The sequence below is a fragment of the Pseudomonas sp. H11T01 genome, assembly GCF_048515765.1.
Lineage (GTDB): Bacteria > Pseudomonadota > Gammaproteobacteria > Pseudomonadales > Pseudomonadaceae > Aquipseudomonas.
The window spans coordinates 20,618-46,724 of the sequence record NZ_JBLYED010000038.1 but is presented as its reverse complement, the minus strand read 5'-3'; the positions used below and the strand labels follow the sequence as shown (position 1 = coordinate 46,724).

Here is a 26,107-nt window from a genome sequence, read left to right as displayed (position 1 = left end):
CGGCTGCTGCCTTCAATTTTAAGGAGACGACTTTGGCTGATCCACAATTGCTATCCGATGCGCGCGCCCTGGTGGGGCGCCAATACGGCCGCGTGTATGCCTGGGACGAGGTCAACGCACCGATGATCCGCCAGTGGTGCGAGATCATGGGCGTGGACAACCCGATTTACACCGACCCCGGTTTTGCCTTGGGCACCGCGCATGAAGGGCTGATCGCCCCGCCGGGCATGTTGCAGGTATGGACCATGGAAGGTTTGCACGCCAACAACTATCCGCCTGGCTCCACTGAGGAGAACCCCTATGAGGTGCTCAAGGTCATGGAGGCGCACGGCTACCTGTCCACGGTGGCGGTCAACTCCGAACTGACCTTCACCCGGCCGGTGCGAGTGGGCGAAAAGCTCTACTACACCACACGCCTCGATTCGGTCAGCGACGAGAAAACCACAGCCCTGGGCACCGGTTTTTTCGTCACCCTGGTGATGAGCCACTTCGCAGAGAAAGCCAGCGGCGACGAGCCGGTGGGCGAGTTGTTGTTCCGCGTGTTCAAGTTCCGTCCGGCCAATGTCCGGGCGCCCGCCAACGTTGATGCTGCACCGGCCAAACCCAAGCGCCCGCTGCCAGGCATGAGCGATGACACCCGGTTTTTCTGGGAAGGCTGCGAGAAGGGCCAGTTGCTGATCCAGCGCTGCACCGCGTGCCAAACCCTGCGCCATCCACCGGCCCCGGTGTGCATCGAGTGCCACAGCTTCGACTGGGACACTTTAGAAGCCAGTGGTCGCGCCAAGCTGTATTCGTTCGTGGTGATGCATTACCCCGAAGTGCCGCCGTTCGATTACCCCAACCCCATCGGCCTGATCGAGCTGGAGGAGGGCGTGCGCCTGATCGCCGGCCTGGTCGGTCTCGAACGCGAGCAACTACAGATCGGCCAGCATTTGCAGGTCGAGTTCCAGACCTTCGATGACGAGCTGACCCTGCCTTTGTTCCGGCCGGTAGACGCGTAGGAGCCAGTCACCATGGATTTCGAATTAAGTGAAGACCAGCGCGCCATTGCGCAAATGGCCGACAGCCTGTTTGTCGACCATTGCCATGACGACTACATGCGCCAGTGGGATACCAGCGGCGAGCCGATGATGGCGCCGCTGTGGAAGCTGTGCATCGAGACCGGGCTGCAGGCCCTGGCCATTCCCGAAGAGCACGGCGGCAGCGGTCTGGGCATGACCGAGCTGATGCTGGTGTTGCAGGCCCAGGGCAAGGCCCTTGCCCAAGTGCCGTTGTGGCGCCATCAACTGGCGGCCGCGACCCTGGCCCGTTTCGACGCCAGCGGCAATGCGGCGTTGGTCGCCATGGCGGCGACCGGCGAAGTGCTGTTGAGCTTGTCCGTCGATGCCTTGAGCAGTGCGCTGGGCATCGAGTTGCAAGCACGCCCCTGCGCCGAAGGCTGGTCGATCAACGGCCGGGTCGCGGCCCTTTCCATGGGCGATCAAGCCCGGGCCGCGCTGGTGCTGGTGGAGGCCAAGGGCCAACCGCGCTTGCTGCTGTTGGACCTGTCAGCGCCAGAAATACAACGAGTGTCGGCGGTGTTGACCCACGGCGAAGCGGTGGCCGACCTGCACATCCAGGGCTTGACCGTGAACGCCGGGGCGCTATTGCCGGCCGAGGCCGTTGCCTGGCTGGAACTGCGCAGCGTGGCAGCGTTGGCGGCCCTGCAACTGGGGGTCAGCGAAGAGCAGATCCGCCGCACCGTGGCCTATGTCAGCGAGCGCCGGCAGTTCGAGCGCAGCATCGGCAGCTTCCAGGCGGTGCAGATGAGCATGGCCGACACCCATATCGCCGTCGAAGCCTTGCGCACGGCGCTGTGGCAACTGGCCTACCGCATCGATGCCGGCTTGCTGGCGCCCTCCGAAGCTTTGGCCACCGCGTGGTTGGCCTGTGAAGCGGGGCACCGCATCGGCCATGTCGCACAACACGTGCATGGCGGGATCGGCGTCGACCTGACGTACCCGATCCACCGTTTTCTCTATTGGAGCCGGGGCCTCTGCCTTGCCCTCGGTGGTTCGGCGGCAAGCCTGGAACGCCTGGGCGACTGGCTCAACGATAACGACAAGCTGGGATGGAAATATGACCTCGAAGAACACCAAGCGCTTTGAAGACGTGCGCCCCGGCGAAGTGTTGCCGGAACTGGCGGTGCCGGTCACGGTGACCCTGATCAACGGCGGGGCGATTGCCACCCGTGACTACTTCCCCGGCCACCACGACGCGGACGCGGCCCGTGCCTTGGGTTCGCCGCATGTGTTCATGAACATCCTCACCACCAACGGGTTGGTGCAGCGGTTCATCGAGCAGTGGGCCGGGCCGCTGGCGCAGTTCACCTCGCTGAAAATCAAGCTTGGGGCGCCGAACTATCCCGGTGATTGCATGACATTCAGCGGCAGCGTCACCGGCCACGACGCCGACACCCGCACGGTGGAAATCACCCTCAGCGGCAAAAATTCCATGGGCAACCACGTGACCGGGACGGTCGCAGTGGTCCTGCCCTGACAGCCGGAGAGACACAGATGACTGATTCATCGATTTCCGGGCGTGCCGCGATCGTTGGTCTCGGCGCAACCGAATTTTCCAAGAACTCCGGACGCACCGAATTGCGCCTGGCGATGGAGGCCACCTTGAGCGCGCTCAAGGACGCCGGCATCGACCCGAGCGAGGTCGAGGGTTTCAGTTCCTATTCCGTGGACAAGGTCCCGGAATACGAAATTGCCCGTTTGCTCGGTTGCAAGGACGTGAAGTTTTTCTCGCAAGTGCCCCACGGTGGCGGCGCGGCCTGCGGACCGGTGATGCACGCGGCCATGGCAGTGGCGACCGGGATGGCGAAAGTGGTGGTGGTGTACCGCGCCATGAACGAACGCTCCTGGTATCGCTTCGGCACCGGCAGCTACGGCTTCGCCTCGACGCCGACCTTCGACAACGTCAACTACGGCTGGTACATGCCCCACGGCTTCCATACGCCGGCAGCCTGGGTCGGGATGTTCGCCCAGCGCTACATGCACACCTATGGCGCCACCTCCGAGGACTTCGGCCGGGTCGCGGTGGCGGCGCGGGATTTTGCCGCGACGAACCCCCAGGCGTTTTTTCATGGCAAGCCGATCACCCTGGAAGAACACCAGGCCTCGCGCTGGATCTGCGAACCGTTGCACTTGCTCGATTGCTGCCAGGAATCCGATGGCGCGGTGGCGATGGTCATCACCTCGGCCGAACGCGCCCGTGACCTGCGCCAGAAACCAGTGACCATCAAGGCCGGCTCCCAAGGCATCAGCCACGGCCAGCAGAGCATGACCTCGTTCTACCGCGACGACATTACCGGGCTGCCGGAAATGGGCGTGGTCGCCCGTGAGCTGTATCGCCAGTCAGGGCTGGGCCCGGAGTCTTTCCAGACCGCCGTGATCTACGACCACTTCACCCCGTTCGTGTTACCGCAGCTTGAAGAGTTCGGTTTCGTCAAACGCGGCGAAGCCAAGGAATTCATCCGCGCCGGGCACCACGCCCGTGGCGGCAAACTGCCGATCAACACCCACGGCGGGCAACTGGGCGAAGCCTATATCCACGGCATGAACGGCATCGCCGAAGCGGTGCGTCAGGTGCGTGGTACGGCGGTCAACCAGGTGGCGGATGTGCAGAACGTGCTGGTCACTGCCGGCACCGGTGTACCCACCAGCGGCCTGATTCTCGGCGCAGCCTAAGGAGCAGCATATGTTCGTCGACCTCACTCCCGAACAACATGCCCTGCGCCATAAGGTGCGGGACTATTTCCAGGCCCTGATGACCCCGGACATGCGCGAACAGTTGCGCGGCAAGGAAGGCGGCGAGCTGTTTCGCCAGACCATCCGCCAGATGGGTCGCGACGGCTGGCTCGCGGTCGGCTGGCCCAAGGCCCATGGCGGCCAGGGTTATGCCGCCACTGAACAGTTGATCTTCTTCGAAGAAGCCAACATCGCCGGGGCGCCGCTGCCGTTCGTGACCATCAGCACCGTCGGCCCGGCCTTGATGGCCCACGGCAGCGAGCTGCAGAAAGAGCGTTTTCTGCCAGGGATCGCCGCGGGCGAAATCATGTTCGCCATCGGCTACTCGGAACCCGACGCCGGCAGCGATCTGGCAGTGCTGAAAACCAGTGCCCGCCAGGACGCCGAAGGCTTTGTGGTCAATGGCAACAAGCTGTGGACCTCGGGTGCCGAATCGGCCGACTTCGTCTGGCTGGCGGCCCGTACCGACCCGACCCAGGCGCGGCACAAAGGCATTTCGCTGCTGATCGTCGACACCACGACGCCGGGCTTCTCCCACACCCTGATTCCCACCACCAGCATCCCGACCACGGCCACCTACTACGACAACGTGCGGGTGCCCAACGAGATGCTGGTGGGTGAGTTGCACGGCGGCTGGAAGCTGATCACCTCGCAACTGAACCACGAGCGCCTCGGCCTTGGCACCTGGTCGGACAAGGTGGTGGCGCTGTTTCGCCGGGTTTACCTGTGGGCGCGGGCCCGCGACGAGCAGGGCCGTCGGGCGATGGACAAAGCCTGGGTGCGCAGCTCGTTGGCCGAGTGTTATGCGCGTCTGGAAGCGATGCGCTTGATCAACATGCGCATCGCCGCCGACCTGGAGCACGAACGCATGAGCGTCGCGCTGAGTTCGACCACCAAGGTGTTTGGCTCGGAGTCGGCCATCGAGATCCTGCGCAAGCTGGCGGCGATCGTCGGGGCCAATGGCTCGATGCGCAGCGGCTCGGCGGCCGCCCTGTTGCAAGGCGATCTGGAATACGAGTTGCGCAGTTCGGTGACCCTGACCTTTGGCGGCGGCACCAATGAAATCCAGCGCGAGCTGATCGCCCAGTTTGGCCTCGGCATGCCGCGCACTCAACGCTGACGCTCGTCCATCAAAACAAAAAACGTACTCGCCCCGAATCCGGGGCGGGTCGAAGGGGGCTTTCATGAGCACTATCGAGCAATTTCGGCAGGACACCCGTGCCTGGCTGGAGGCCAACTGTCCGCTGTCGATGCGTACCGGCATGGCTGAAGGCGATGTGGTGTGGGGCAGCCAGAACCCGCAATTTCCCTGCGAAGACGCGCGCCTGTGGTTCGAACGCATGCGCGACAAGCGCTGGTTCTGCCCAGAGTGGCCGCAAGAGTATGGCGGCGCGGGCCTGAGCGACGAACAACTGGCGGTGCTGGAAAGCGAAATGCGCCGGATCAAATGCCGGCCGCCGCAAATCAACCTGGGCATCTGGATGCTCGGGCCGGTGTTGCTGGCGTTCGGCAGCGATGAGCAAAAACGCGATCTGCTGCCGCCGATCGCGCGGGGCGAAGTGCGCTGGTGCCAGGGCTTCTCCGAGCCAAACGCCGGTTCCGACCTGGCCAGCCTGAAGATGGCCGCGCGTGATGCCGGCGATCACTTTGTGGTGGACGGCAGCAAGATATGGACCTCCTACGGCGACAAATCCGACTGGATGTATGCCCTGGTGCGCACCGACTTCAGCGCACCGAAGCACGAGGGCATCAGCCTGATCGTGCTGGACATGCGCAGCCCTGGCGTCAAGCCACAGCCGATCGATTTGATCAGCGGAAAATCAGCGTTCTGCCAGGTGTTCTTCGATGCAGTGAAGGTGCCCAAGAGCCAGTTGATCGGGCCGTTGAACGGCGGCTGGAACCTGGCCAAGTACCTGTTGCAGCACGAACGCAAGGCGATGTCGAAATTCGGCGAGTTCAGCCTGCCATCGCACGTCGACCTGCTCGCCCTGATGCGTGAGTACGTACCGGCGCCACAGAGCCAGAGCGAACACGCATTGCACGCGCGGGCCACGGCCTGCGCGATGAACGAGCACACCTACAACCTGACCGTGCAGCGCATGGGCGAAGAGGCGCGGGCCGGCGATGACATCGGCGGCCTGATGTCGATCATGAAACTGGTGCACACCGAACAGGAGCGCGACAAGTTTGAAGTACTGCTCGATGCCATGGCCGGGCATGCCTTCGGCTGGGAGAGCACGGCGTTCAGCGAGCAGCAACTGGCGATCACCCGCGCCTGGCTCAGCAGCTACGCGCTGACCATCTCAGGTGGAGCCTCGGAGATCCAGCTCAATGTCATCGCCAAGCGCGTGCTTGGTTTGCCTGAAGTGAAGAAGACTGTCGTGAAAACAGGAGTACAGCCATGAGCCTGCGTTATAGCGATGAACATCGTTTGCTGGCCGACAGCGCGCGGGACTTTCTCGCCGCTCGCAGCCCGGTCAGCGCCCAGCGTCGACTGCGCGATGACGCGGTGGACCTGGGCTTCGATGCGCAGCTGTGGCAGGACGCGGTCGAGCTGGGCTGGAGCGCAATTCCGTTTCCCGAAGACTTCGGCGGCCTGGATTTCGGCTGCAAGGGTCTGGGACCGATCTTTGAATCCATGGGCCGCAACCTGTCGGCCTCGCCGCTGTTATCCAGCGTGGTACTCGGCGGCTCGCTGTTGCACCTGGCGGGCAACTCGGCGCAACAGACCCACTGGTTGCAAGCGGTGATCGGGGGCGAACAGCGCCTGGCCCTGGCCGTGGACGAACGCTCGCGCCACGATCCGAGCCGCATTGCCCTTGAAGCAAAGGCTGAGGGGCAGGGCTATCGCTTGCACGGCGACAAGTTCTGGGTCGTCGACGGGCTGGGCGCCGATGCCTATGTGGTGGCGGCGCGCACGTCCGGGCAGTCGGGCGACACACAAGGCATCAGCCTGTTTCTGGTGCCGGCCGATACGCAGGGGCTGACCGTCAGCGCCTTGTCGCTGATCGATTCGCGCAACAGCGCACGCCTGCAACTGAACCACGTGCAACTGGGGGCCGAGGCGCTGCTGGGCACACTCGGTGAGGGTTGGAGCGCGCTGGAAATCGCGCTGGACCGTGGCCGTACCTGCCTGGCCGCTGAGCTGTTGGGGATGGCCGAGCAATTGTTCGAAACCACCTTGGAGTACCTCAAGACCCGCGTGCAGTTCGACACGCCGATCGGCACCTTCCAGGTCCTGCAACATCGCGCCGCACAGATGTACATCGACCTGGCGCTGAGCCGCAGCGCCCTGATGGCGGCGTTGGCGACCCTGGATGACGCCAGCCACGATGCCGGCGTCCGTGCTCGATTGGTCAGCCTGGCGAAATGGAAGGCCGGCGACACGGCGATCAAGGTGGCCAACGAAGCGGTGCAGATGCACGGCGGCATTGGTGTCACCGACGAACTGGATGTCGGCCTGTACCTCAAGCGTGTTCGCGTTGCACAGAGCTGCCTGGGCGACCGGGATTTCCATTGCGAACGGTATTCGGCCCACGCGTAAACCTCTGTGGGAGCGAGCCTGCTCGCGAAGGCGGAGTGTCAGGCCATGAAGATATTGCATGTGCGGGCCGCTCCCACACATCTTTCGCCCGTTCTGGAGAAAACACAGATGAGTATTGAACGCTGGCAAACCGCGTGGCGCCAACTGATCGCGCCCGGCTCGCCCTTTGAAGTGGTGACGCCGGATGACGGCGCGGCACGCTACTTCCGTCACGCCTCGCACGACCTGCTGCAGGTGATCGACGCCGGTCGTGCCCACGGTGACCGTGAGTTCCTGGTCTGGCAGTCGCAACGCCTGACCTTCAACCAGTTTTTCGATCAGGTTGACCGCCTCGCCGGGCAGATGGTCGCCCGTTTTGGCCTGCAACCGGGCGAGCGTGTGGCGATTGCCATGCGCAACCAGCCGGCGTGGCTGGTGGCTTTCGCTGCGATCCAGCGCTGTGGCGCGGTGTGTGTACCGCTCAACAGTTGGGGGCTGCGCGACGAGTTGCAGTACGCGCTGCAAGACAGCGGTTCGCGCCTGCTGCTGTGCGACGAAGCGCGCCTTAACACCCTGCACGAAGATCTGGCCCGTGAGCAGCGGGCCACGATTATCGTTGGGTCCCAGGAAGGAACGCTGCCCGAGTACTGCCTGCGTTTCGAAGACTTGATCAGCGCCCCGGCATTGCCGTTGCCGGCACTGGAAATAGATCCCGACACACCGGCGCTGATCCTCTACACCTCCGGCACCACCAGTCGCGCCAAGGGCGCAGTGTCCACTCACCGGGCAATTTGCCAGGCGCTCTTTGCACTGGATTTCCAAGGCGCGTTTTGCGCCATGAGTTCGCCCGAACGCATCGGCGTGGTGATCAACAGCGGCTACCCGCCAACCACTCTGGCGGCGGTTCCGCTGTTCCATGTCAGTGGTTTGCATGCGCAGTTCTTGTCGGCATTACGGGGCGGTCGGCGCTTGATGCTGATGTACAAGTGGGATGTCGAACGCGCCATCGACCTCATTCGCGATGAACGCTGCACCCAGTTCAACGGGGCACCGGTGATGATGCAGCAATTGCTGGCCTCGCCGCGCTTTGGCAGTGAGCAAACCGCCAGCCTGTTCGGCCTGGGGCTGGGCGGCGGAGCGTCGTCCGCCGGGGTGCTCGACGACATGCTCAAGCTCAAGCCCGACGCTATTGGCGGCGCCGGCTACGGCCTGACCGAAAGCAACGGCATCGGCGCGGCGATTGGTGGCGATCAGTTTGTGTACAAGCCGGCGACGGCGGGTTGGGCGCTGCCGATAGTCGATATTCGCATTGGTGACAGCCCTGACCAGCCGCAGCCGGCGGGCACTCGCGGGGTGATCTGGCTGCGTTCGCCGACCCTGATGAGCGCCTACTGGAATCTGCCCGAGGCCACCGCGCAAAGCCTGCGCGACGGTTGGCTCGACACTGGCGATATCGGCTACCTCGACGATGAGGGGTTCCTCAGCATCACCGGCCGGGTCAAGGAGTTGATCAACCGCGGCGGCGAGAAGATTTCCGCGGCTGAAATCGAAACGTGCATCCTCGATATGCCCGGTGTCCTGGAAGCGGCTGCATTCGCCATCGCCGACCCGCTGCTGGGTGAGACGGTGGGGCTGGCCGTGCATGGCCAGGCATCGACGCTGCCCCAGGAGGCGCAAGTCTGCACGTTCATCGCCGAGCGCCTGGCCGCCTACAAAGTGCCGACGCAGGTCTACCGGGTGCTCGAGCCGTTGCCACGCAATGCCACCGGCAAGGTGCTCAAGGCGCAATTGCAAGAAAAGTTGGGCGCATAACGCCTGCTTAGTCTTTCCGGACGATGTTGGGGCCGGCAGAACACGAACAATGGGCCCATACCACACAGCCTTATCAGCGAAGGAGGCAATACATGAAAATAACAAGAACAGGTCTCATGCTCGCGGTCGCAGTCACAGCCAATAGTGGGCTGATGGGTTATGCGCACGCCGAGGTGTCACCTCAGGAAGCCGCCAAGCTGGGCAAGGAGCTGACCTGTGTCGGCGCCGAGCAAGCGGGGAACGCCGAGGGCACTATCCCGCCGTACACCGGCAAGTATCTGGGAGAAGTGCCGGGCTGGAATCATGTGAAGTTCTCCGGCGACCAACCGGTTGATCCCTATGCTGCGGAGAAGCCAATCCTGGTCATCACCGCGCAGAACATGAGCCAGTACGAGGCACACCTGACCGAAGGCCAGAAAGCCCTGCTGAAGAAGTACCCGACCACCTACAAAATGAACATCTACCCCGGCCACCGGGATTTCCGCTACCCCGATTACGTCTGCCGCCGCGCGATGGACAACGCGCTGCACGCCAAGCTGGTCAACGACGGTGCAGGTTTCACCGGGATCGGCCAGTTACCGTTCCCGATCCCCAAAAACGGCATGGAAGTGCTGTGGAATCACCAACTGCCGGCACGTGCCTACACCGAGGAAAAAACCTCCGACCTGGCGTCGGTCCTGCCCAACGGCAGCATTGGCTGGGGTCGTGCCTACGCGCGTAACCTGGCGCCGCCCAACTCACCGACCGTTGACTCAAGGGACAACGATAAGATTGTGGCCTATAGCAACAACATGACCCTGAAACCGGCCCGCGACAACGGCACCCTCAGTATTTCCCATGAACCCTACAACTTCGGTACCGGTACGCGTCAGGCCTGGTCCTACAGCCCGTCGACGCGGCGCGTTCGGCAACTGCCGGGCTACGGTTTCGATCAGCCGATGATCGGCACCAACGGCACCATGACCATCGACGAAGACCGCTTGTACAACGGCTCACCGGAACGTTTCACCTGGAAACTGATCGGCAAGCGCGAAATTTACAGCCCGGCCAACGCGTTCAAGCCCAACGCCGGGACCGTCAAATACGCCGACCTACTGACGCCCAACCATCCCAACCCGGACTTCATGCGTTATGAGTTGCGTCGGGTGTGGGTACTGGAGGCCGACTTGAAGGAAGGCTATCGCCATGTCTATGGTAAACGCGTGCTGTTCCTCGACGAAGACACCTGGCATTCGGTCATGGCCGACAACTACGACGCCCGTGGGCAGCTGTGGAAACACGCCATGGTCAACTACTACTACCACCCCGACATGAGCAGCTGGCAGGCTGGTTCGCAGTTCTTCATGGACCTGAACTCTGGCCAGTACACTGGCTACGGCATGAGCAACGAAGCGAAGAAAGGGCCGATCCTCAACGAAGGCAAATTCACCCCGGACCAGTACACCGCGGATGCGGCGCGTGCAATAGGGCGCTAACACCTTAGGTAACACGGGCTAAAAGCAAAGGCCTCGCCGGTTAACGGCGAGGCCTTTTCGTTGTGCGCCCAGCATGGGCGCAATCTTGTGGGTGAAAGTCCCGCCGTGAGCTGACCACAGCGAATGAAGTGAAACGCAACTGCATGAGGGCGACCGAGTGTGGGGAGGAAGCGTGAATCGAAACCGCGAGCCGATGGACAAGAACCGGATATAAGGCGATGCCGACCAGGGCGAGCGGGCAACAAATCGCAAAGCTCTTGTGGTCAAAGGGCGGCAACGTAAATCCGGCGGTTGTGCGGGGAAGGATTGCGTTCTTACCTGGGGAGATCTCGCCTCGTGCCTGAAAGGGCGACGGCGCAAGCCGGAGCGAGAAGTCAGCAGAGGCCGTAGTAGTCTTTTTTTTGACGAAGGGCCGAACGAGAGAAAGCGTCATAGGCCATGTTGATACGAACGACCGGAAGTCAGATGCCTGCCAAACGCAGGGCGGATGGAGGCTGCGAGCGGTGAAACCGTGAGAAATTCCATCAGCGACGAGGTCAATCGTCCGCAAAGTGAACCCTATAACGCAGGGCAAGGGCTGCTGGAGCGGGTCTTTGCGAGAGAAAACCTGAAGCGGGCGTGGAAGCGGGTCAAGGCCAACAAAGGGGCAGCAGGAGTCGACGGTCTGGATATTGAGCAGACGGCCGAATACCTGCTCACGCAATGGGCGGCGATTCGCGAACAGCTTCTTTCAGGCGTCTACCGGCCCAGTCCGGTACGGCGAGTGGTGATTCCCAAGCCTGACGGCGGCGAGCGCGAGCTGGGTATCCCGACAGTCACCGACCGCTTGATCCAACAAGCGCTGCTGCAAGTCTTGCAGCCACTACTCGATCCGACTTTCAGTGAACACAGCTACGGCTTTCGCCCGGGACGTTGTGCGCAGGATGCCGTTCTAGCGGCTCAGCGTCACGTGTCTTCGGGCCGAAAAGTGGTGGTGGATGTGGATCTGGAGAAGTTCTTCGACCGGGTCGACCACGACATTTTGATTGATCGTTTACGCAAGCGGATTGCGGATCGGGCGGTTATCCGGCTGATTCGGGCCTATCTGGATGCAGGAACGCTGATCAATGGCATGGTCGAGAAAAGCCGCTGCGGGGCGCCGCAAGGCGGCCCGCTGTCGCCGTTGTTGGCGAATGTGCTGCTGGACGAAGTGGATCGGGAGCTTGAGCGTCGAGGTCATTGTTTCGTGCGCTATGCCGACGATGCGAATGTGTATGTTCGCAGTCGCAAGGCAGGGCAGCGGGTGATGGCCTTGCTGAAGCGTCTGTATGACAAGCTGCACTTGAGCGTCAACGAGAGCAAGAGTGCGGTGGCGAGTGCGTATGGTCGCAAGTTTCTGGGCTACGCCTTCTGGGCCTCTCCACAAGGCGTCAAAAGAGCGGTAGCAGTCAAGGCGCGCAAGCAGTTCAAGCAACGGATACGCGAGCTCACCCGTCGCTCAGGCGGTCGCAGTCTGCGACAAGTTGTCGAGAATCTACGCCCTTATCTTCTGGGCTGGAAAACTTACTTTGGGTTGTCACAAACGCCGAAAATCTGGCGAGAGCTGGACGAGTGGATGCGACACCGATTGCGAGCGATCCAGCTTAAACAGTGGAGGCGTGGTCCGACGATTTATCGCGAACTGCGGGCGTTGGGAGCCAGCAGCCAAACGGCCCGGAAAGTGGCGGCCAACTCTTATAGTTGGTGGCGTAACAGCCGCTTTGAGCTCAATCGAGTGCTGGATGTGGCGTGGTTCGACAGGCTGGGATTGGTGCGACTCTCATAACCTCAATCTCTCGAACCGCCCGGTGCGGACCCGCATGCCGGGTGGTGTGGCAGGGGAGCGGCCTATGAAGGCCGCCCCCTATGCCGATTGTGCAATCGCGCAACAAGCGAGAGCGCCGGTTCGATAGGTGGTGTTGATACGAGAAAACACCTCCTGCCAGCCGGCGTTCTTGTGCGCGCAATTAATACTGTCCTTACCGTCCGGGGACGGGGGAGCCTGGTTGTCACGATCAAGCCTGAGGGCAACGCGTTATGGAACGATCCGACTCCAGCCGCTTCTCGTCCTCAGCCGGGTTCGCTGGCCGATGCATACGGGTCAGTCTGGAGGGGGTCAGTAATCGAAGAGGATCCAGCCTGCGCGCCTGCGTCAGGGAGTCCTGAGGCGCAGGCGGTCTTTCAGGAGGGAGAACGTGCTCGATGGGCAGTGGCAGCTACTGCCCAGGTGTGAATGAATCAAGAGCGATCAGGCAATGGCCGTGTTCGCCGGTTCGACGGCTAGCTCACTCGGTTGGGTCAGTTGAGCGCGATAGCGGGGCAGGGCCATGGCGAGGAACAGTGCCGCGAGCAACACCAGGGAGACCGACGCCGCCAGCGCATAACGCAGCGCTTCGCTACCCAGGCTCGGCGTGAAGTAGTCACTGAGCATGCCGATCACCAGCGGGCCGATGCCGACGCCGAGCATGGTCATCGCCATGACGAAAATGGAGGAGGCCTGGCCCAAGTATTTAGGTGCAAACAAGTGGCTGATCGCGCCCAGGCAGGGCGTCGCCCACCAGGTGCCAAAGAAGCTGAACACGCTGTAGAAAAGGAAGGCGGTTGGTACTTGTATGCCGCCGATATGGAAGGCAATGCCGGGTGGCCAGAGGAAGAAAGCCAGGCTGGAGGGAATGCAGATCAGGGTGGCCAAAAAAGGCACGCCAATCTGCCAGGCGGGATCGCGCCGGGCCATGCGGTCGGTGACCATGCCGCAGGTCAAGGTGCCGACGGTGGCGCCGATGCCACCGGCCACGCCGACGAGGACGCCTGCTTCTTGCAGGTTCAAGCCGTGGGAACGGATCAGAAAACTCGGGCTCCAGGTGCCCATGGCGTAACCGGCGATGGCCCAGGCTCCGCCGGTGAGCACCAGCCATATGAAGGACGGGGTCTGGAACAGGTGGGTCAGAGTCTTCGCCCAGCCTTCCTGAGTGTCCGGGCCCTGCGCGAGAGGTGCTGGCACAGCGGCGGGTGTCTGTATCGCGACGGTTTTTGGCGTCAGTACCGTGAGCCAGAGCAGCACGCCGAGAAAGATGCCCGGTGCGCCGAACAGCAGAAAGGCGAAACGCCAGCCGTAATGTTGGGCAAGCCAGCCACCCAAACCGAGCCCGAAGATCGCGCCGAGGGCGGAACCGAGCATCAGTACCGACAGGGCCGTTGAGCGGCGCCCTGGCGGGTACAGCTCCGAGACCATGGCCACCGACGGCGCGGTGCCGCCCGCCTCACCGACGGCCACGCCGACACGCGCCATTACCAGTGTCAGGAAACTGCCGGCCATGCCACAAGCCATGGTCATCACACTCCAGGCGATGCAACAGGCGGCGATGACCGGTTTGCGGCCGATACGGTCGGAGAGGCGTCCCAGAGGGAAACCGAAGAGGCCGTAGAAGACCGCGAAGGTCACGCCGGAAAGTAAGCCGATACCCGTGTCGGATATGCCGAACTCAGCCTTCACCGGTTCGATAAGGATCGCCATCAACTGCCGGTCGATGTGGTTGAAGACATAAATACTGGTCAGCACGAACAACGCGTAGTGCGTGCGCCAGGTGGTGCGGATAGGTGAGTTCACAAGGGGTACTCCGGTTCTTGTTTTAGTGCGCGGGATCGTCCTCCTGGTAGAGAGGGTGGAGCGACGTCCATTCAGACTACAGGCACTGGAGCACCCGCCTGGATCGGCAGGTTACCGGTGGTGTGCGTGGCCGTTCTGCAGATTGGCAGCCTCGAATCTTTTTAGTCTTATCGGGCGATGGCTAGCAGGCGGCTCTGGTGGGCAGTTTACCCGCAAGTGGCGCCAGCGCTGATCGACACCATGCCGTACGTACGCTCGCGGCACCTGGCGGACGAAGCCGTGCGTGCACTGGCCAACGCCGATTTCAAGGTGTGCAGCATCAACGCGCCCTTTGTGGTCGGCGCGGTATCGGGGCTCAAAGAAACGGCCTTGCCGGGTTATGTTCGCGGTGACATCCAGCGTGCGATTGGCGAGGTGGTCAGCCAGTACCGCGCGTGAATGAAGCGGGGCGTTTTCCCGTAGCTCTCGCTCGGGGAAGCGTCACGTAGTTTGATACGGCGCAACGCGAAGTCCAACACGCCGAGGCCGGTGTCGTTGGGCTTCATTGCGTTCAGCGCTACCCTACATCAGCAAATGCCCCTTCAAGTCCCCGATCATTTCCAGCTGCGAATAGTCACGAAAGCTGAACCGCCAAACCCCGCCGACACGCTCGAACTCATCAAAGTAACGCCCGGCGGCGATGGGTTGCAGGGGCAGGACGTCGGTGGCCTGCAGCACGGTGTAGCAGGAGCGAATCGTCGCGGTTCCCGAGGCTTCGTCGATGTCGATGATGGGGTTACTGATGACGTGTTTGGTGCGGGGTGTGCCGCAGGGGTAGAGCTTGATTCGCTGTTGCCAGATCCCCAGCAGGGCGGTGTGATCCAGGCAGTCGCTCTGGCTTTGTACCTTGATGCGGGCATGACGAAACAGCTCGGCGGCCTCGACCAGTTTTCCGCTGTCCAGGCATTCGGCGTAACGGTAGAGCAGGTTGCAGATCTGTACGGCGCTGGTACTCATGGCGATCCTCATTAAAAAGCCGCTGGAACCTGACAGGTTTCCAGCGGCGCGGTGGTGTGGGGAAGAGGGTCAGGCAGTCACGGCCTGGACCGGTGCGAGGAGCGGGGCAGGATTCTTCATCTGTTGGCGATAACGCGGCAGTGCCAGGGTCAGGAATACGCTGGCCAGTCCCAGCAGCGACACTGACGAAGCGAGGGCATAGCGCAGGGATTCACCGCCCAGGGTGGGTACGAAGAAGTCGCTTAGCATGCCCACCAGCAGCGGTCCGACGCCGACGCCCAGCAGGGTCATGGACATGAGGAAAATCGCCGTGGCCTGGGCCAGTCGCGTGGGCGGGAACAGGTGGGTAATGGCGCTCAGGCACGGTGTTGCCCACCACACACCAAAGAAGGCGAAGACGCTGTAGAACAGGAATGCTTGCGGTACGGCGATGCTGCCGATATGGAACGCCGTGCCTTGGGGCCAGAGGAAGTACGCCAGGGCGAAGGGAATGCTGATCAGCGTACCCAGCAACGGCACACCGATTTGCCAGCCGACATCGCGCCGCGCCATGCGGTCGGTGAGCATGCCGCACACCAGGGTGCCGATGGTCGCACCGGTGCCGCCCACCACGCCCACCAGGAACCCGGCCTCTTGCAGGTTGAGGCCGTGGGAACGGATCAGGAAGCTCGGGCTCCAGGTACCGATGGCGTAGCCGGCAATCGCCGCCGCGCCGCCGGTCAGTACCAGCCACAGGAAGGAGGGCGTGCGAAGCAGCTCGACCAGAGTCTTGAGCCAGCCATCCTGTTGCGCCGGGACGTTGCCCAGTGGCGCTACGCGCTGGGGCGCCCGCACGGTCAGCAGCAGAAGCAGGCCAAGGAATGCTCCGGGAGCGCCGATCAGCAAGAAGGCGTAGCGCCAACCGTGGTGTTGGGCAATCCAGCCGCCCAGGCCCAGGCCGACAATCGCCCCCAGGCTGGAGCCGAGCATCAGCACCGCGAGGGCCGTGGAACGACGGTTAGCCGGGTACAAATCCGAGACCATCGCCACCGACGGCGCTGTGCCGCCCGCCTCGCCAACGGCCACGCCGACCCGAGCCAGCACCAGGTTCAGGAAGCTGCCGGCCATGCCGCAGAGCATGGTCATCAGGCTCCAGGCAATGCAGCTGAAGGCGATCACCGGCTTGCGCCCGATGCGGTCCGACAGGCGCCCCATCGGGAAGCCGAAGACGGTGTAGAACACTGCGAAGGTCACGCCCGAGAGCAGGCCGATTTCGGTATCGGAGATGCCGAACTCAAGCTTCACCGGTTCGATCAGAATCGCCATCAACTGGCGGTCGATGTAGTTGAACACATAGATGCTGGCGAGCACGAACAGCGCGTAGTGCGTTCGCCATGTTACGGGGGGGGAAGGATTCACTGCGGGTGCTCCCGGCTTTGTTCTGGTTGACCCGATGCTCTACGTGTCCAGTTTTTTTTTCATCGTCCGTTCAGACCATCTTTGTCGTCCCCAGGCAAACCGCCAAACCTAGTCTTGTCGGACGATGTTTCGCTCGCGTTCAACGTCAATCATTCAGCCCATATCCGCTGGTGTGTCAGCGCTTGCCCAAGCTGTGGCAAGCCCTCCCACAGCCTGAAAACAATGAGAAGCTGAGGAATTGAAATGAGCGTCTTGTTCGAGCCGGTCGCCCTGGGCGAACTGCAACTGGCCAACCGTATCGTCATGGCCCCCATGACTCGCAGCCGCGCCCTTGCCGATGCGGTGCCCGGCAGCGCCATGGTCGAGTACTACCGCCAGCGCGCCAGTGCCGGGTTAATCGTGGCCGAGGGCACTGCGCCGTCCGCCAGTGGCCTGGGCTATTGCCGCACCCCGGCGATCTACAGCAGCGAGCAGATCGCCGGCTGGCGGCGGGTCACCGAGGCGGTGCATGCCGAGGGAGGGCGCATCGTTCTGCAACTGATGCACGTCGGCCGCGCGGCCAGCCAGCACAACAAGCCGGCGGGGGCAGCCACGGTGGCACCTTCGGCGCTGCGTGCGCGAACCCAGGTGTTCAGCGATGCCGTGGGCCTGGTGGACACCGACGAGCCACAGGCGCTGACCTTGCAAGGCATTCGCGAGGTCATCGAAGACTATCGCCAGGCCGCGTTGAATGCGCGCCAGGCCGGCTTCGACGGTGTCGAGCTGCACTGCACCAGCGGTTATCTGCCGATGCAATTCATGGCCTCGGGCAGCAATCAGCGCAGCGATGCCTACGGCGGTGATGTGGCAGGGCGGGTGCGTTTTGCCAAGGAAGTGATCGAAGCAATGGCCAGTGCGATTGGCGCTGGACGCGTCGGCTTTCGCCTGTGCCCCGGCAACCCCTACAACGACATCGATGACAGCGATCCGGCTGCCACGGCGGCGGCCTTGTGCGAAGCCGTGGCGTCGCTGGACCTGGCCTACCTGCACATCATGCGCTCGCCGCTGGACGACCTCGATGCCTTCGCCCTGGCACGCCAAAGCAGTCCTCATGCCTTGATTCTCAACGATGGTTTCGACGGCCCTTCGGCCAGTGCCGCTCTCGCGTCGGGCGAGGGGGCTGCCGTGTCGTTTGGTCGTCACTTTATTGCCAACCCCGATCTGGTGGAGCGCTTGAGGCGTGGCCTGCCGCTGAGTCGGTTCGATCGCAAGACTCTGTATACGCCCGGTTCGGAGGGCTACTCGGATTACCCCGCCTTTCAAGCAATTGCCCAGGAGGTGGCGCAATGAACCTGAACGACTTGCCTAACGTCCTGCCGACCGGCCTGGTACCACGGGAGCAGACCCAAGTACTGCTCGACCAGCGCTCCGCCGCCGCCGGGAAGATCAAACCGGGTGACCTCTACACCCTGGCCGACCGCCTGGAACATCAGGCACAGGAACACGGCGAATGCCCATTCCTGATCTACGGCGAGCAGACCCTGAGTTACTCTGAAGTCGATGCGCGGGCCAATCAGATGGCCCACACTTTTTACGCCAATGGCCTGCGCGCTGGCGATGTCTGCGCCCTGGCCATGGAAAACCGCCCTGAGTTTTTCTGCACCTGGTTCGGCCTGGTCAAGCTCGGGGTGGTGGTGGCCTTCATCAACACTCAGGTCAACGGCCGCCCGCTGCTGCATGCGTTGCAAACCACCGACGCCAAGGCGTTGGTCATCGGCGAAGAATGCCTGGCCAATGTGCAGGCCACCGAAGGCTTTCCGGACCTGCCGTGCTGGCTGATACGCGACCTGGAAAATCCCTGGAGCGGACCGCTGCCCAAAGGTATCGACGGGCATTTCGATGCGCGCCTGGAGAAAGCCCCGCGTACGCCGTTCCCCCGTGATATCCGCGCGCACATCGATGCCCAGACCCCAACCCTGTTGATTTTTACCTCGGGCACCACCGGCTTGCCCAAAGCGGCGCGCTACAGCCACATGCGCTGGATGTCCTCTGGCGATGTGATGGAAACCACCCTGCAAGCCACTAGCAAGGATGTGTTCTATTGCTGCCTGCCGCTGTACCACGGCGCCGCTGCCACGTCGGTGACCTCTTCCGCGCTACGGTCCGGTGCGGCCATCGTGGTACGGCGCAAGTTCAGCGTGCGAGAGTTCTGGAACGACGTGGCGCGTCACCAGATCAGCATCTTCCAGTACATCGGTGAAATCTGCCGTTACCTGCTCAACCAGCCTGTGCGACCGGGCGAGCGTGAGCACAGCTTGCGCTGCATGCTCGGCGCCGGGTTGTCACCGGACTCCTGGCAGCGCTGGCTGGAGCGCTTCGGTCCGATCCAGGTGTTCGAGGGGTGGGGTGCCACCGAGGCCAATACCACGGTGATCAATGTCGACAACTATTTCGGATCCTGCGGCCGCGTGCCGGACTGGAACAAAACCAACCTGCGGCTGGTGCGTTACGACATCGAAAATGACTGCCACCCACGGGACGAAAACGGTTTCTATCAAGTCTGCAAAGTGGGCGAGATTGGCGAGGCCATGGGCTTTATCGTCGATCACCCGGACATTGGTGGCGGGCGTTTTGAGGGCTACACCTCAGCCGAAGCCACCGAGAGCAAGATTCGACGCAACGTCCTGCGCGAGGGTGATGCCTACTGGAGCTCCGGCGACTTGCTGCGTGAGGACGCCGACGGTTACTGCTACTTCGTCGACCGTATCGGCGATACCTATCGCTGGAAGAGCGAGAACGTTTCGACCCTGGAAGTGGCGGACGCCCTGAGCGATCTGGCGGGCATGGAGCTGATCAACGTCTATGGCGTCCAGGTACCGGGCCATGAAGGTCGCGCCGGCATGGCCGCCGTGCTGATGCAGGAGGGCCAGGCGTTCGATCCGCATGCCCTGTACACGCTGAGCGAAGCACGCCTGCCGCGCTATGCAGCCCCGGTGTTCGTGCGGGTCACCCAGTCGGCAGACCTGACAGCCAGCTTCAAGCTGCGCAAGGTCGATCTGCAGCGCCAGGGCTACTGCCCGACTCGTTGCAGCGATCCGCTGTTCATCCGCGATGACCATGCCCGCACTTATGTGCCCTATTCGGCAGAGGCACTGGAGCGGGTCGGTCTCACGCCCTTCGCGGTGACCCACCATGACTGATCTCGACGCCAACGGTCACGAACTGCGCGGCGGCCTGCGGTATCCCTGGCCGCAGGCGCCCGAATCCGGGCAGGTGCGTGAAGTGGCGCCAGGCGTCTGGTGGTTGCGCATGCCGCTGCCGTTTCGCCTGGACCACATCAACCTCTATCTGCTGCGCCACACCGACGGCTGGGTCGTGGTGGACACCGGCATGAACACCGAACAGACCCGCGAAGTCTGGGACCGGGTGCTGAGTGAAGTGTGTGCTGGCCTGCCGCTGCTGGCGGTGGTCTGCACCCACTTTCACTCCGACCATGCCGGGGTGGCCGCATGGCTTTCGGAGCGTTTCCACTGCCCGGTGTACATGACCGCCAGCGAGTTCCAGTCGCTGCACGTCAGGTTTCCCGCCGATCAACCACCGGGCTGGGACTTCCTCGACTTCTACCGCAAGGCCGGCGTGGCTGACGAGCAAAGCACCGAGATGTTCGCGGTGATGAGCAACGCCCATTTTCTGCCTGCGCCACTGAACCATTACCGCCGTTTGCGCGAGGGCAGCCTCCTGAATATCGGTGGCCGCACCTGGCAGGTGGTCATCGGGCGCGGCCACTCGCCGGAGCATGCCTGTCTGTATGCCGCCGATGACGGCTTGCTGATCTCCGGCGACCAGGTGCTGCCGCGCATCACCTCCACCGTCGGCGTGCATGCCACGGAGCCATTGGCCAACCCGCTGCGCGACTGGCTCGACTCCATAGAACATTTGCGCAGCTTGCCCGACAGCGTGCTGGTGCTGCCGGCGCACGAGCGACCGTTTTTCAATTTGCATCAGCGCCTTGATCAACTGGAGGCGCATCACCGGGCGCATCTGGCGCTGTTGCTGGCCAACTGTGACGAGCCGCGCACCGTGCTCGAACTGATGGCCGTTTTATTTCCCAGGCTGTCGGGACGTTTCGACGAACTGATGGCGCTTGGCGAAACGTTGGCCCATGCCAACTACCTGGTGGCCGAAGGGTCGCTGGAGCGGGAAGAGGACCGGGGGCGAAATCGCTACCGGTGTGCTGTAAGGGGAGCGTGCGCGGCTACACCGCTCAACGTGTTTTGAGCGGGCTGCACGGCAGCAGTGTTGAACATTCCAGGCAGCCAACCGGTTGCCATTGAGGAGAGTCAGTGTGATCAACAAAAACAACAATAACTCTACGGTCATGGCTTCGAGCGCGTTTCAGGTCACCAGCCTGGCGGCAGCCATTGCGCTGGTGTCCACACCGGTATGGGCCGGTGATACGTTCGAGTTCGACAATGGGACGACCATGGATTGGTCGGTGACCACCAGCTACGGCGTCGGTGTGCGCACTGGCAAGCAGAGCGATCGCTTGAAGACGATCAACGCCGACGATGCCAACCGCAACTTCGATCGTGGCAGCCTGACGACTAACCGCGTGGGCGCGCTGGGAGAACTGATCCTGCGCAAGGACAACTACGGCGCCGTGGTGCGCGGCAGTACCTTCTACGACGACGTCTACCACAACAAGAACGATAACGATTCGCCCGCCACTGTGAACAAAAGCGGGAGTAACGACGAGTTCACCAGCAATACCCGTTATTACAGCGGTGGTCGTACCCGTCTGCTGGATGCCTATGTGTTCAGCGGCTGGCGTTTTGACAACGACACCATGCTTGACGTCAAGGCCGGGCGGCACATCGAATCCTGGGGCGAGAGTTTGTACTACCCAGGTGTGAACGGCGTGCAAAACCCTTCCGACGCGGTAAAAGCGTCCCAGCCGGGTGTTGAGGTCAAGGAAATACTGTTGCCGGTGGGCCAGTTCTCCGGCTCGTTCCGCCTGAACCCTAGTGTGACCTTTGGTGCGTACGTGCAGTACGAATGGAAGGGCACTGAACTGCCACCGGTGGGCAGCTACCTGTCGAGCAGCGACGTAGTGGGGCCCGGGCGCGAGTTCATCTACGCCAACGGCCAGAAGATCGCTTACCGCGGCACCGACGAACCGCGCGATGGCGGCCAGTGGGGCGTGCAAGTGCGCTATCGCCCGGTACCGGCGGTCGAGCTGTCGCTGTTCCACGTCAACTACCACGACAAGAACCCGGCTACCGCCTTGGTCGGTTACGACCCACTGCCGGTAGGCGGCGGCAGGAACGCCCTGGCCATCAACGGCTATCGGATCAAGTATTTCGAAGACATCAAGCTGACCGGTATCAGTGCCTCGACCAAGATCGGTGACGTTCAGGTAGGCGGCGAATGGTCGTACCGCGACGGTGCGCCGGTGATGGTCAATACCGCCCTTGGCGCGGTGCCGGCCAAGGGCAAGGGCCAGCAAATGCAGTTGTCGGCGATCCGTATCCTGGGGGACCGCCCCTGGGCCAGCCAGACCAGCCTGACTGCCGAAATCATCCGTGTGCAGGTTGACAGCGTGGAATCCACTTCGGCCGCGCCCAACCTGCAAGGCCTGAACCTGCTGCCCTCCGTGGCAACTTTAGTGGCGCCTTCCAATGATTACACCTACAACACCAGCAGCGGCTTCCGTACCAAGTCTTCCAGTGCCTACACCCTGGGAGCATCGTTCAGTTATCCGGGCGTTTTCCAAGGCTGGGATCTGGAAGTGCCCTTCAGTTTCTCCAACGTGTTCAGCGGCTCGTCACCCATGGCCGGGAGCATCTCCGGGGTCCAGGGTGACCGACGCCTGAGTATGGGCACCACCTTCAAGTACCTGGGCAATCTGGAAGTAGGCTTGAAGTACATCGGCTACCTGGGTGAACCCGACCCTATCAAACGTCCGTTCGCCGACCGCGACTACGCCACGTTCTCGATGAAATACACCTTCTGATCGATCACTCAAGCTCCGGGTCGCTTTCGCGTACCCGGAGCTTCAACACAACCTGGAAATTGCCGCAGCGTAACGCTTCGGCATGGAGGCACTATGGGGCTCAAAGGGCATGCGGCCATTGTTGGCACCGCACAATACAAACCGGAAAAATACTCGACCGCGCCCAAGATGTTTCACCTTGAGCAAGTCGCCGACCTGGCGGCCCAGGCCCTGCGTGATGCCGGGCTCAAGGCCTCGGACCTCGACGGACTGGTGATCAACGGCCCGCATTTTCATGAAGCCTCGGTGTTCGTACCGGCGATGGCCGCCGAGTACCTGGGCCTGCGCTTGAACTTCGCCGAAGTGGTGGACCTGGGCGGATGCACGTCGGTGGGCATGGTCTGGCGCGCCGCTGCTGCCATCGAACTGGGGCTGTGCCAGGCAGTGCTGTGCGTCATCCCTGCGCGCATGGCGCCGTTCGGCCCCGATGAGGATCCCGGCTGGATGGCCCGGTCCATGCGTTTCGGTGGGCACAGCACGGCATTTGGCGCGCCCGAAGCCGAGTTCGACCTGCCTTACGGGCACATGGGCCAGAACACGGGCTACGCGATGATCGCCCAACGTTATGCCGCACAGTACGACTACGACCAGCGGGCGATGGCCAAGATCGCCGTCGACCAGCGCACCAACGCCCTGGCCAATCCGCAGGCGATGTTCTACGGCCAGCCGTTGACCATCGAACAGGTACTGGCCAGCAAAATGGTCGCCGACCCGCTGCACGTCCTGGAAATCGTCATGCCGGTGGCCGGTGGCGCCGCAATGATCATCACCAACAAGGAAGTGGCGGCGCGCGCCCGCAAGCGTCCGGCTTTCATTACCGGGTTTGGCGAACACCTGGCGTTCAAGTCGCCGTCCTATGCCGAGGACATGCTGAACACGCCGATTGGTCCGGCTTCCCAGCGAGCCTTTGCCATGGCAGGGCTCAAGCCTGCGGATGTCCACGCCGCGCAGATCTACGATTGCTACACCATCACCACCTTGCTGACCCTCGAAGATGCGGGTTTCTGTGGCAAGGGCGAGGGCATGGCGTTCGTGCGCGAACACGACCTGACCTGGCGTGGCGATTTCCCGATGAACACCCATGGCGGGCAACTCAGTTTCGGTCAGTCGGCCTCGGCCGGTGGCATGAGCCAGGTGATCGAGGCGGTGACGCAGATCGCAGGGACTGCCGGTGAGCGCCAACTGGGGCGCTGCGACAACGTCTACGTCTCCGGCACCGGCGGCGTGATGAGCGAGCAGGGCGCATTGATACTTCAGGGAGCATAAGCACATGTCCAACAACAAACCGATGCCGGTCGCGACGCAGATTTCCGCACCGTTCTGGGAGGGCCTGAAGGCTCGCCGCCTGTTGATCCAGCAATGCAACGCCTGTGCGCACTGGAATTTCTACCCGCGCCGGCATTGCACGGTGTGCCTGGAACATGACCTGGCCTGGCGCGAAGTTGACGGCACTGCGACGCTGTACAGCTACACCGTGACGCGCATTGCCACCTTGCCCGACTTTATGGATGAAATGCCGCAGAAACTGGCGGTGGTCGAGTTGGCCCAAGGCGTGCGCATCAACACCAACCTGGTCGGCCTTGACGAAGACGAAATTCGCATTGGCATGCCGTTGCAGCCGGTGTTCGCCGAAGTCGACGCCAAGGGCAACCGCCTGCTGCGCTTTACCGGGGTCGACAAGGATGCGGCGAGCCTTGAGTCGCTGCCCGCGCAGGACAGCGAACCGGCACCTGCGGCGTCGGAGCAACCACCGGCCCGGCAGATCGACCTCAACGATGGGCCGGCCTTGCAGACCCTGGTCAGCGATCAGTTCAGCGACTGGAGCAACGTCGTGGTGGTCGACCAGGCGCTGATCGACGCCTTTGCCCAGTTGTCGGGCGACGATTACTGGATCCATACCGACCCGGAGCGGGCGCGCCTGCAAAGTCCGTTCGGCGGCACCATTGCCCACGGTGCGCTGGTGCAAGTGCTGCAGTCGCGGATGAAACTGGCGCTGGGCTTCGAGATCAGCGGTTTCACCACTCAGATCAACTACGGCTCCGACCGCCTGCGCTTCCCGGCGCCGGTGCCGGCCGGCTCGCGCATCCATTCGCGGGCGCGGGTGAAAAAAGTCGAGCTGACGGCGCGCGGCACTCAGCTGACACTGGAGCTCAACACCCACGTGGTCGGCCAGGACCGGCCGTCGGTGATCAACGACCTGGTCATTCTCTACCTCGCCTGATCGTTGTGCCTGCCGTCCACGGCCACGCCGTGGGCGGCTCTGGCGCAACGCTTTTCACTCCCTCAGCGGCAGCAGCCTTTTGTAAGCCATTTGGACGATGTTTCAAACGGACCTACCCCCGACTATCCCTCAGAGGCAATGCCCACATCGCTTGCCTCGCATGCCCTGGCGCCTGACAAGAACAAGAGGATTGGCCCTATGACTTGCCCTATGCACGCGTGTCCCGAACAGGAGCGTTCCTCATGCGCTCGGTGATCGGCTACCTGGTCTGCCTGGTGGTCGCCTTGACCATTGGCTACACCTTTTCCCCCAAATCCCCACCTCAAGCGGAACTGTTGGCCACGCGCCCGGACCGGGTGCAGATCAACGGCCTGCTTAATCTTGGCTCGCGCGTGGTAGCCGTGGGCGAGCGCGGCAGCATCCTGCTCAGTGATGACCAGGGCGTCAGCTGGCAGCCAGCCAGCGTCGCCACGCAGCGCAATGCCACCCTGACGGCCGTGGTGGCACTGGACGACAAGCGCTTGCTGGCCGTCGGGCATGACGGCTGGATCCTGCGCTCATTGGACGCCGGCAAAAGCTGGCAGGAAATGCGCTACGACGCCGATCTGGGCGAACCGCTGCTGGGCGTCTGGACCGGCGGTGGCGACAACGTCATGGCGTTCGGGAGTTTCGGCAAGTTCTATCAATCCCTTGACGCCGGGCAGAGCTGGACTCCGCAAGTCCTGGATATCGACAGCGCGCACCTGAACAGCATGGCCGGCGGTGACGATGGCCGGCGCATGCTGGTGGGCGAGCAGGGCCTGGTGTTGCGCACCGCCGATGCCGGCAAACACTGGCAGACCTTGCCGGTGTTCTACAGCGGTTCACTGTTCGGCATCGTGCGCCTGAGCGCGGACAACTGGGTGACCTACGGCATGCGCGGGCATGTGTTCGTCAGCCACGACTTCGGCGACAGCTGGACCCAGATCAACGTCGGTAACCAACTGCCGCTGTACGGCCATGTGGTGCTGTCCGATCACTCGGGGCTGGTGATCGTTGGTGCCGGCAGCTCGGTGGTGCGTCTGGACGCGCAGGGTGCGCTGGTCGGGGTCGGGCGCCTGTCCGGGCTCGGTACGTTGACCTCGGCGACGATGGTGGGCTCGCGCCTGCTGGTGGGTGGCGAGCGCGGGGTATTGCAAGGTTCAGGTGGCAGCGTTGCTGCCCTAGTGGCCACACAGGCCACCCAGTAAATG

Annotated in this window: 21 protein-coding genes; 18 read left to right on the top strand and 3 right to left on the bottom strand. The window is 62.8% G+C overall.

The window, feature by feature from the left end; translation table 11 throughout:
* The first annotated feature begins 32 nt into the window (after positions 1 to 32).
* The 10 genes from ACN1C3_RS30695 to ltrA all read left to right on the top strand — a co-directional run bounded on the left by ACN1C3_RS30695 (position 33) and on the right by ltrA (position 12,408).
* A complete protein-coding gene (locus ACN1C3_RS30695) occupies positions 33 to 1,001 on the top strand; it encodes a bifunctional MaoC family dehydratase N-terminal/OB-fold nucleic acid binding domain-containing protein (RefSeq protein WP_419119476.1) in 969 nt (322 codons plus the stop codon).
* Between the two features lie 12 nt (positions 1,002 to 1,013).
* Positions 1,014 to 2,147 (top strand): acyl-CoA dehydrogenase family protein, encoded by a 1,134-nt coding sequence (locus ACN1C3_RS30690; RefSeq protein ID WP_419119475.1) that lies wholly within the window; start codon positions 1,014 to 1,016, stop codon positions 2,145 to 2,147.
* On the top strand, positions 2,119 to 2,538 hold the full coding sequence (locus ACN1C3_RS30685; protein WP_419119474.1) for a MaoC family dehydratase: 420 nt from the start codon (positions 2,119 to 2,121) through the stop codon (positions 2,536 to 2,538). The genes ACN1C3_RS30690 and ACN1C3_RS30685 overlap by 29 nt, the downstream gene beginning before the upstream one ends.
* A 17-nt stretch (positions 2,539 to 2,555) precedes the next feature.
* Positions 2,556 to 3,734, top strand: a complete 1,179-nt coding sequence (locus tag ACN1C3_RS30680) for a lipid-transfer protein (RefSeq protein ID WP_419119473.1) — start codon at positions 2,556 to 2,558, stop codon at positions 3,732 to 3,734.
* Between the two features lie 10 nt (positions 3,735 to 3,744).
* Positions 3,745 to 4,914 carry an acyl-CoA dehydrogenase family protein gene (locus tag ACN1C3_RS30675; RefSeq protein WP_419119472.1) on the top strand — a complete coding sequence of 390 codons (1,170 nt, stop codon included), beginning with the start codon at positions 3,745 to 3,747 and terminating at the stop codon, positions 4,912 to 4,914.
* A 64-nt stretch (positions 4,915 to 4,978) separates the two neighbouring features.
* Positions 4,979 to 6,199: an acyl-CoA dehydrogenase family protein gene (locus tag ACN1C3_RS30670; RefSeq protein WP_419119471.1), complete on the top strand. Its 1,221-nt coding sequence runs from the start codon at positions 4,979 to 4,981 to the stop codon at positions 6,197 to 6,199.
* The gene (locus tag ACN1C3_RS30665; RefSeq protein ID WP_419119470.1) at positions 6,196 to 7,338 is read left to right on the top strand and encodes an acyl-CoA dehydrogenase family protein; all 1,143 of its coding nucleotides are present in this window, start codon (positions 6,196 to 6,198) and stop codon (positions 7,336 to 7,338) included. Before ACN1C3_RS30670 ends, ACN1C3_RS30665 begins: the two co-directional genes overlap by 4 nt.
* Before the next feature lie 108 nt (positions 7,339 to 7,446).
* Positions 7,447 to 9,129 (top strand): class I adenylate-forming enzyme family protein, encoded by a 1,683-nt coding sequence (locus ACN1C3_RS30660; RefSeq protein ID WP_419119469.1) that lies wholly within the window; start codon positions 7,447 to 7,449, stop codon positions 9,127 to 9,129.
* A gap of 92 nt (positions 9,130 to 9,221) precedes the next feature.
* Complete coding sequence (locus ACN1C3_RS30655; protein WP_419119468.1) at positions 9,222 to 10,604, top strand: DUF1329 domain-containing protein; 1,383 nt, start codon at positions 9,222 to 9,224, stop codon at positions 10,602 to 10,604.
* Positions 10,605 to 11,115: 511 nt separating this feature from the next.
* Positions 11,116 to 12,408 carry a group II intron reverse transcriptase/maturase gene (gene ltrA / locus ACN1C3_RS30650; RefSeq protein WP_419119467.1) on the top strand — a complete coding sequence of 431 codons (1,293 nt, stop codon included), beginning with the start codon at positions 11,116 to 11,118 and terminating at the stop codon, positions 12,406 to 12,408.
* A 462-nt stretch (positions 12,409 to 12,870) separates the two neighbouring features.
* On the opposite strand, the gene ACN1C3_RS30645 is transcribed toward ltrA, so the two are convergent.
* Positions 12,871 to 14,229, bottom strand: coding sequence for a spinster family MFS transporter (locus tag ACN1C3_RS30645; RefSeq protein WP_419119466.1), 1,359 nt, complete (start codon positions 14,227 to 14,229; stop codon positions 12,871 to 12,873).
* Between the two features lie 240 nt (positions 14,230 to 14,469).
* On the opposite strand from ACN1C3_RS30645, the gene ACN1C3_RS30640 reads away from it, so the two are divergent.
* Positions 14,470 to 14,667 (top strand): hypothetical protein, encoded by a 198-nt coding sequence (locus ACN1C3_RS30640; protein WP_419119465.1) that lies wholly within the window; start codon positions 14,470 to 14,472, stop codon positions 14,665 to 14,667.
* A gap of 123 nt (positions 14,668 to 14,790) precedes the next feature.
* Here ACN1C3_RS30640 and ACN1C3_RS30635 read toward each other — a convergent pair whose 3' ends face one another.
* Together ACN1C3_RS30635 and ACN1C3_RS30630 are read right to left on the bottom strand one after the other, a co-directional pair.
* On the bottom strand, positions 14,791 to 15,225 hold the full coding sequence (locus tag ACN1C3_RS30635; RefSeq protein ID WP_419119464.1) for a nuclear transport factor 2 family protein: 435 nt from the start codon (positions 15,223 to 15,225) through the stop codon (positions 14,791 to 14,793).
* Positions 15,226 to 15,294: 69 nt separating this feature from the next.
* The gene (locus ACN1C3_RS30630; RefSeq protein ID WP_419119463.1) at positions 15,295 to 16,623 is read right to left on the bottom strand and encodes a spinster family MFS transporter; all 1,329 of its coding nucleotides are present in this window, start codon (positions 16,621 to 16,623) and stop codon (positions 15,295 to 15,297) included.
* A 243-nt stretch (positions 16,624 to 16,866) separates the two neighbouring features.
* Between ACN1C3_RS30630 and ACN1C3_RS30625 the strand changes: the two genes are divergently transcribed.
* The 7 genes from ACN1C3_RS30625 to ACN1C3_RS30595 all read left to right on the top strand — a co-directional run bounded on the left by ACN1C3_RS30625 (position 16,867) and on the right by ACN1C3_RS30595 (position 26,104).
* Positions 16,867 to 17,952, top strand: coding sequence for an alkene reductase (locus ACN1C3_RS30625; protein WP_419119462.1), 1,086 nt, complete (start codon positions 16,867 to 16,869; stop codon positions 17,950 to 17,952).
* Positions 17,949 to 19,802: a long-chain-acyl-CoA synthetase gene (locus ACN1C3_RS30620; RefSeq protein ID WP_419119461.1), complete on the top strand. Its 1,854-nt coding sequence runs from the start codon at positions 17,949 to 17,951 to the stop codon at positions 19,800 to 19,802. The genes ACN1C3_RS30625 and ACN1C3_RS30620 overlap by 4 nt, the downstream gene beginning before the upstream one ends.
* Positions 19,795 to 20,880: an MBL fold metallo-hydrolase gene (locus ACN1C3_RS30615; protein WP_419119460.1), complete on the top strand. Its 1,086-nt coding sequence runs from the start codon at positions 19,795 to 19,797 to the stop codon at positions 20,878 to 20,880. The genes ACN1C3_RS30620 and ACN1C3_RS30615 overlap by 8 nt, the downstream gene beginning before the upstream one ends.
* 67 nt (positions 20,881 to 20,947) lie before the next feature.
* Complete coding sequence (locus ACN1C3_RS30610; protein ID WP_419119459.1) at positions 20,948 to 22,615, top strand: DUF1302 domain-containing protein; 1,668 nt, start codon at positions 20,948 to 20,950, stop codon at positions 22,613 to 22,615.
* A 93-nt stretch (positions 22,616 to 22,708) separates the two neighbouring features.
* Complete coding sequence (locus ACN1C3_RS30605) at positions 22,709 to 23,920, top strand: thiolase family protein (RefSeq protein WP_419119458.1); 1,212 nt, start codon at positions 22,709 to 22,711, stop codon at positions 23,918 to 23,920.
* A 4-nt stretch (positions 23,921 to 23,924) separates the two neighbouring features.
* A complete protein-coding gene (locus ACN1C3_RS30600; RefSeq protein WP_419119457.1) occupies positions 23,925 to 24,875 on the top strand; it encodes an OB-fold domain-containing protein in 951 nt (316 codons plus the stop codon).
* 242 nt (positions 24,876 to 25,117) lie between these two features.
* On the top strand, positions 25,118 to 26,104 hold the full coding sequence (locus ACN1C3_RS30595; RefSeq protein WP_419119456.1) for a WD40/YVTN/BNR-like repeat-containing protein: 987 nt from the start codon (positions 25,118 to 25,120) through the stop codon (positions 26,102 to 26,104).
* The last annotated feature ends 3 nt before the right edge of the window (positions 26,105 to 26,107 follow it).

What these genes read in the sequence shown, in the direction of transcription:
- ACN1C3_RS30690 (WP_419119475.1), top strand. Translation starts at nt 1,014, where the DNA reads ATGGATTTCGAATTAAGTGAAGACCAGCGCGCCATTGCGCAAATGGCC.
- ACN1C3_RS30685 (WP_419119474.1), top strand. Translation starts at nt 2,119, where the DNA reads ATGACCTCGAAGAACACCAAGCGCTTTGAAGACGTGCGCCCCGGCGAA.
- ACN1C3_RS30680 (WP_419119473.1), top strand. Translation starts at nt 2,556, where the DNA reads ATGACTGATTCATCGATTTCCGGGCGTGCCGCGATCGTTGGTCTCGGC.
- ACN1C3_RS30675 (WP_419119472.1), top strand. Translation starts at nt 3,745, where the DNA reads ATGTTCGTCGACCTCACTCCCGAACAACATGCCCTGCGCCATAAGGTG.
- ACN1C3_RS30670 (WP_419119471.1), top strand. Translation starts at nt 4,979, where the DNA reads ATGAGCACTATCGAGCAATTTCGGCAGGACACCCGTGCCTGGCTGGAG.
- ACN1C3_RS30665 (WP_419119470.1), top strand. Translation starts at nt 6,196, where the DNA reads ATGAGCCTGCGTTATAGCGATGAACATCGTTTGCTGGCCGACAGCGCG.
- ACN1C3_RS30660 (WP_419119469.1), top strand. Translation starts at nt 7,447, where the DNA reads ATGAGTATTGAACGCTGGCAAACCGCGTGGCGCCAACTGATCGCGCCC.
- ACN1C3_RS30655 (WP_419119468.1), top strand. Translation starts at nt 9,222, where the DNA reads ATGAAAATAACAAGAACAGGTCTCATGCTCGCGGTCGCAGTCACAGCC.
- ACN1C3_RS30640 (WP_419119465.1), top strand. Translation starts at nt 14,470, where the DNA reads ATGCCGTACGTACGCTCGCGGCACCTGGCGGACGAAGCCGTGCGTGCA.
- ACN1C3_RS30635 (WP_419119464.1), bottom strand. Translation starts at nt 15,225, where the DNA reads ATGAGTACCAGCGCCGTACAGATCTGCAACCTGCTCTACCGTTACGCC.
- ACN1C3_RS30625 (WP_419119462.1), top strand. Translation starts at nt 16,867, where the DNA reads ATGAGCGTCTTGTTCGAGCCGGTCGCCCTGGGCGAACTGCAACTGGCC.
- ACN1C3_RS30620 (WP_419119461.1), top strand. Translation starts at nt 17,949, where the DNA reads ATGAACCTGAACGACTTGCCTAACGTCCTGCCGACCGGCCTGGTACCA.
- ACN1C3_RS30615 (WP_419119460.1), top strand. Translation starts at nt 19,795, where the DNA reads ATGACTGATCTCGACGCCAACGGTCACGAACTGCGCGGCGGCCTGCGG.
- ACN1C3_RS30605 (WP_419119458.1), top strand. Translation starts at nt 22,709, where the DNA reads ATGGGGCTCAAAGGGCATGCGGCCATTGTTGGCACCGCACAATACAAA.
- ACN1C3_RS30600 (WP_419119457.1), top strand. Translation starts at nt 23,925, where the DNA reads ATGTCCAACAACAAACCGATGCCGGTCGCGACGCAGATTTCCGCACCG.
- ACN1C3_RS30595 (WP_419119456.1), top strand. Translation starts at nt 25,118, where the DNA reads ATGCGCTCGGTGATCGGCTACCTGGTCTGCCTGGTGGTCGCCTTGACC.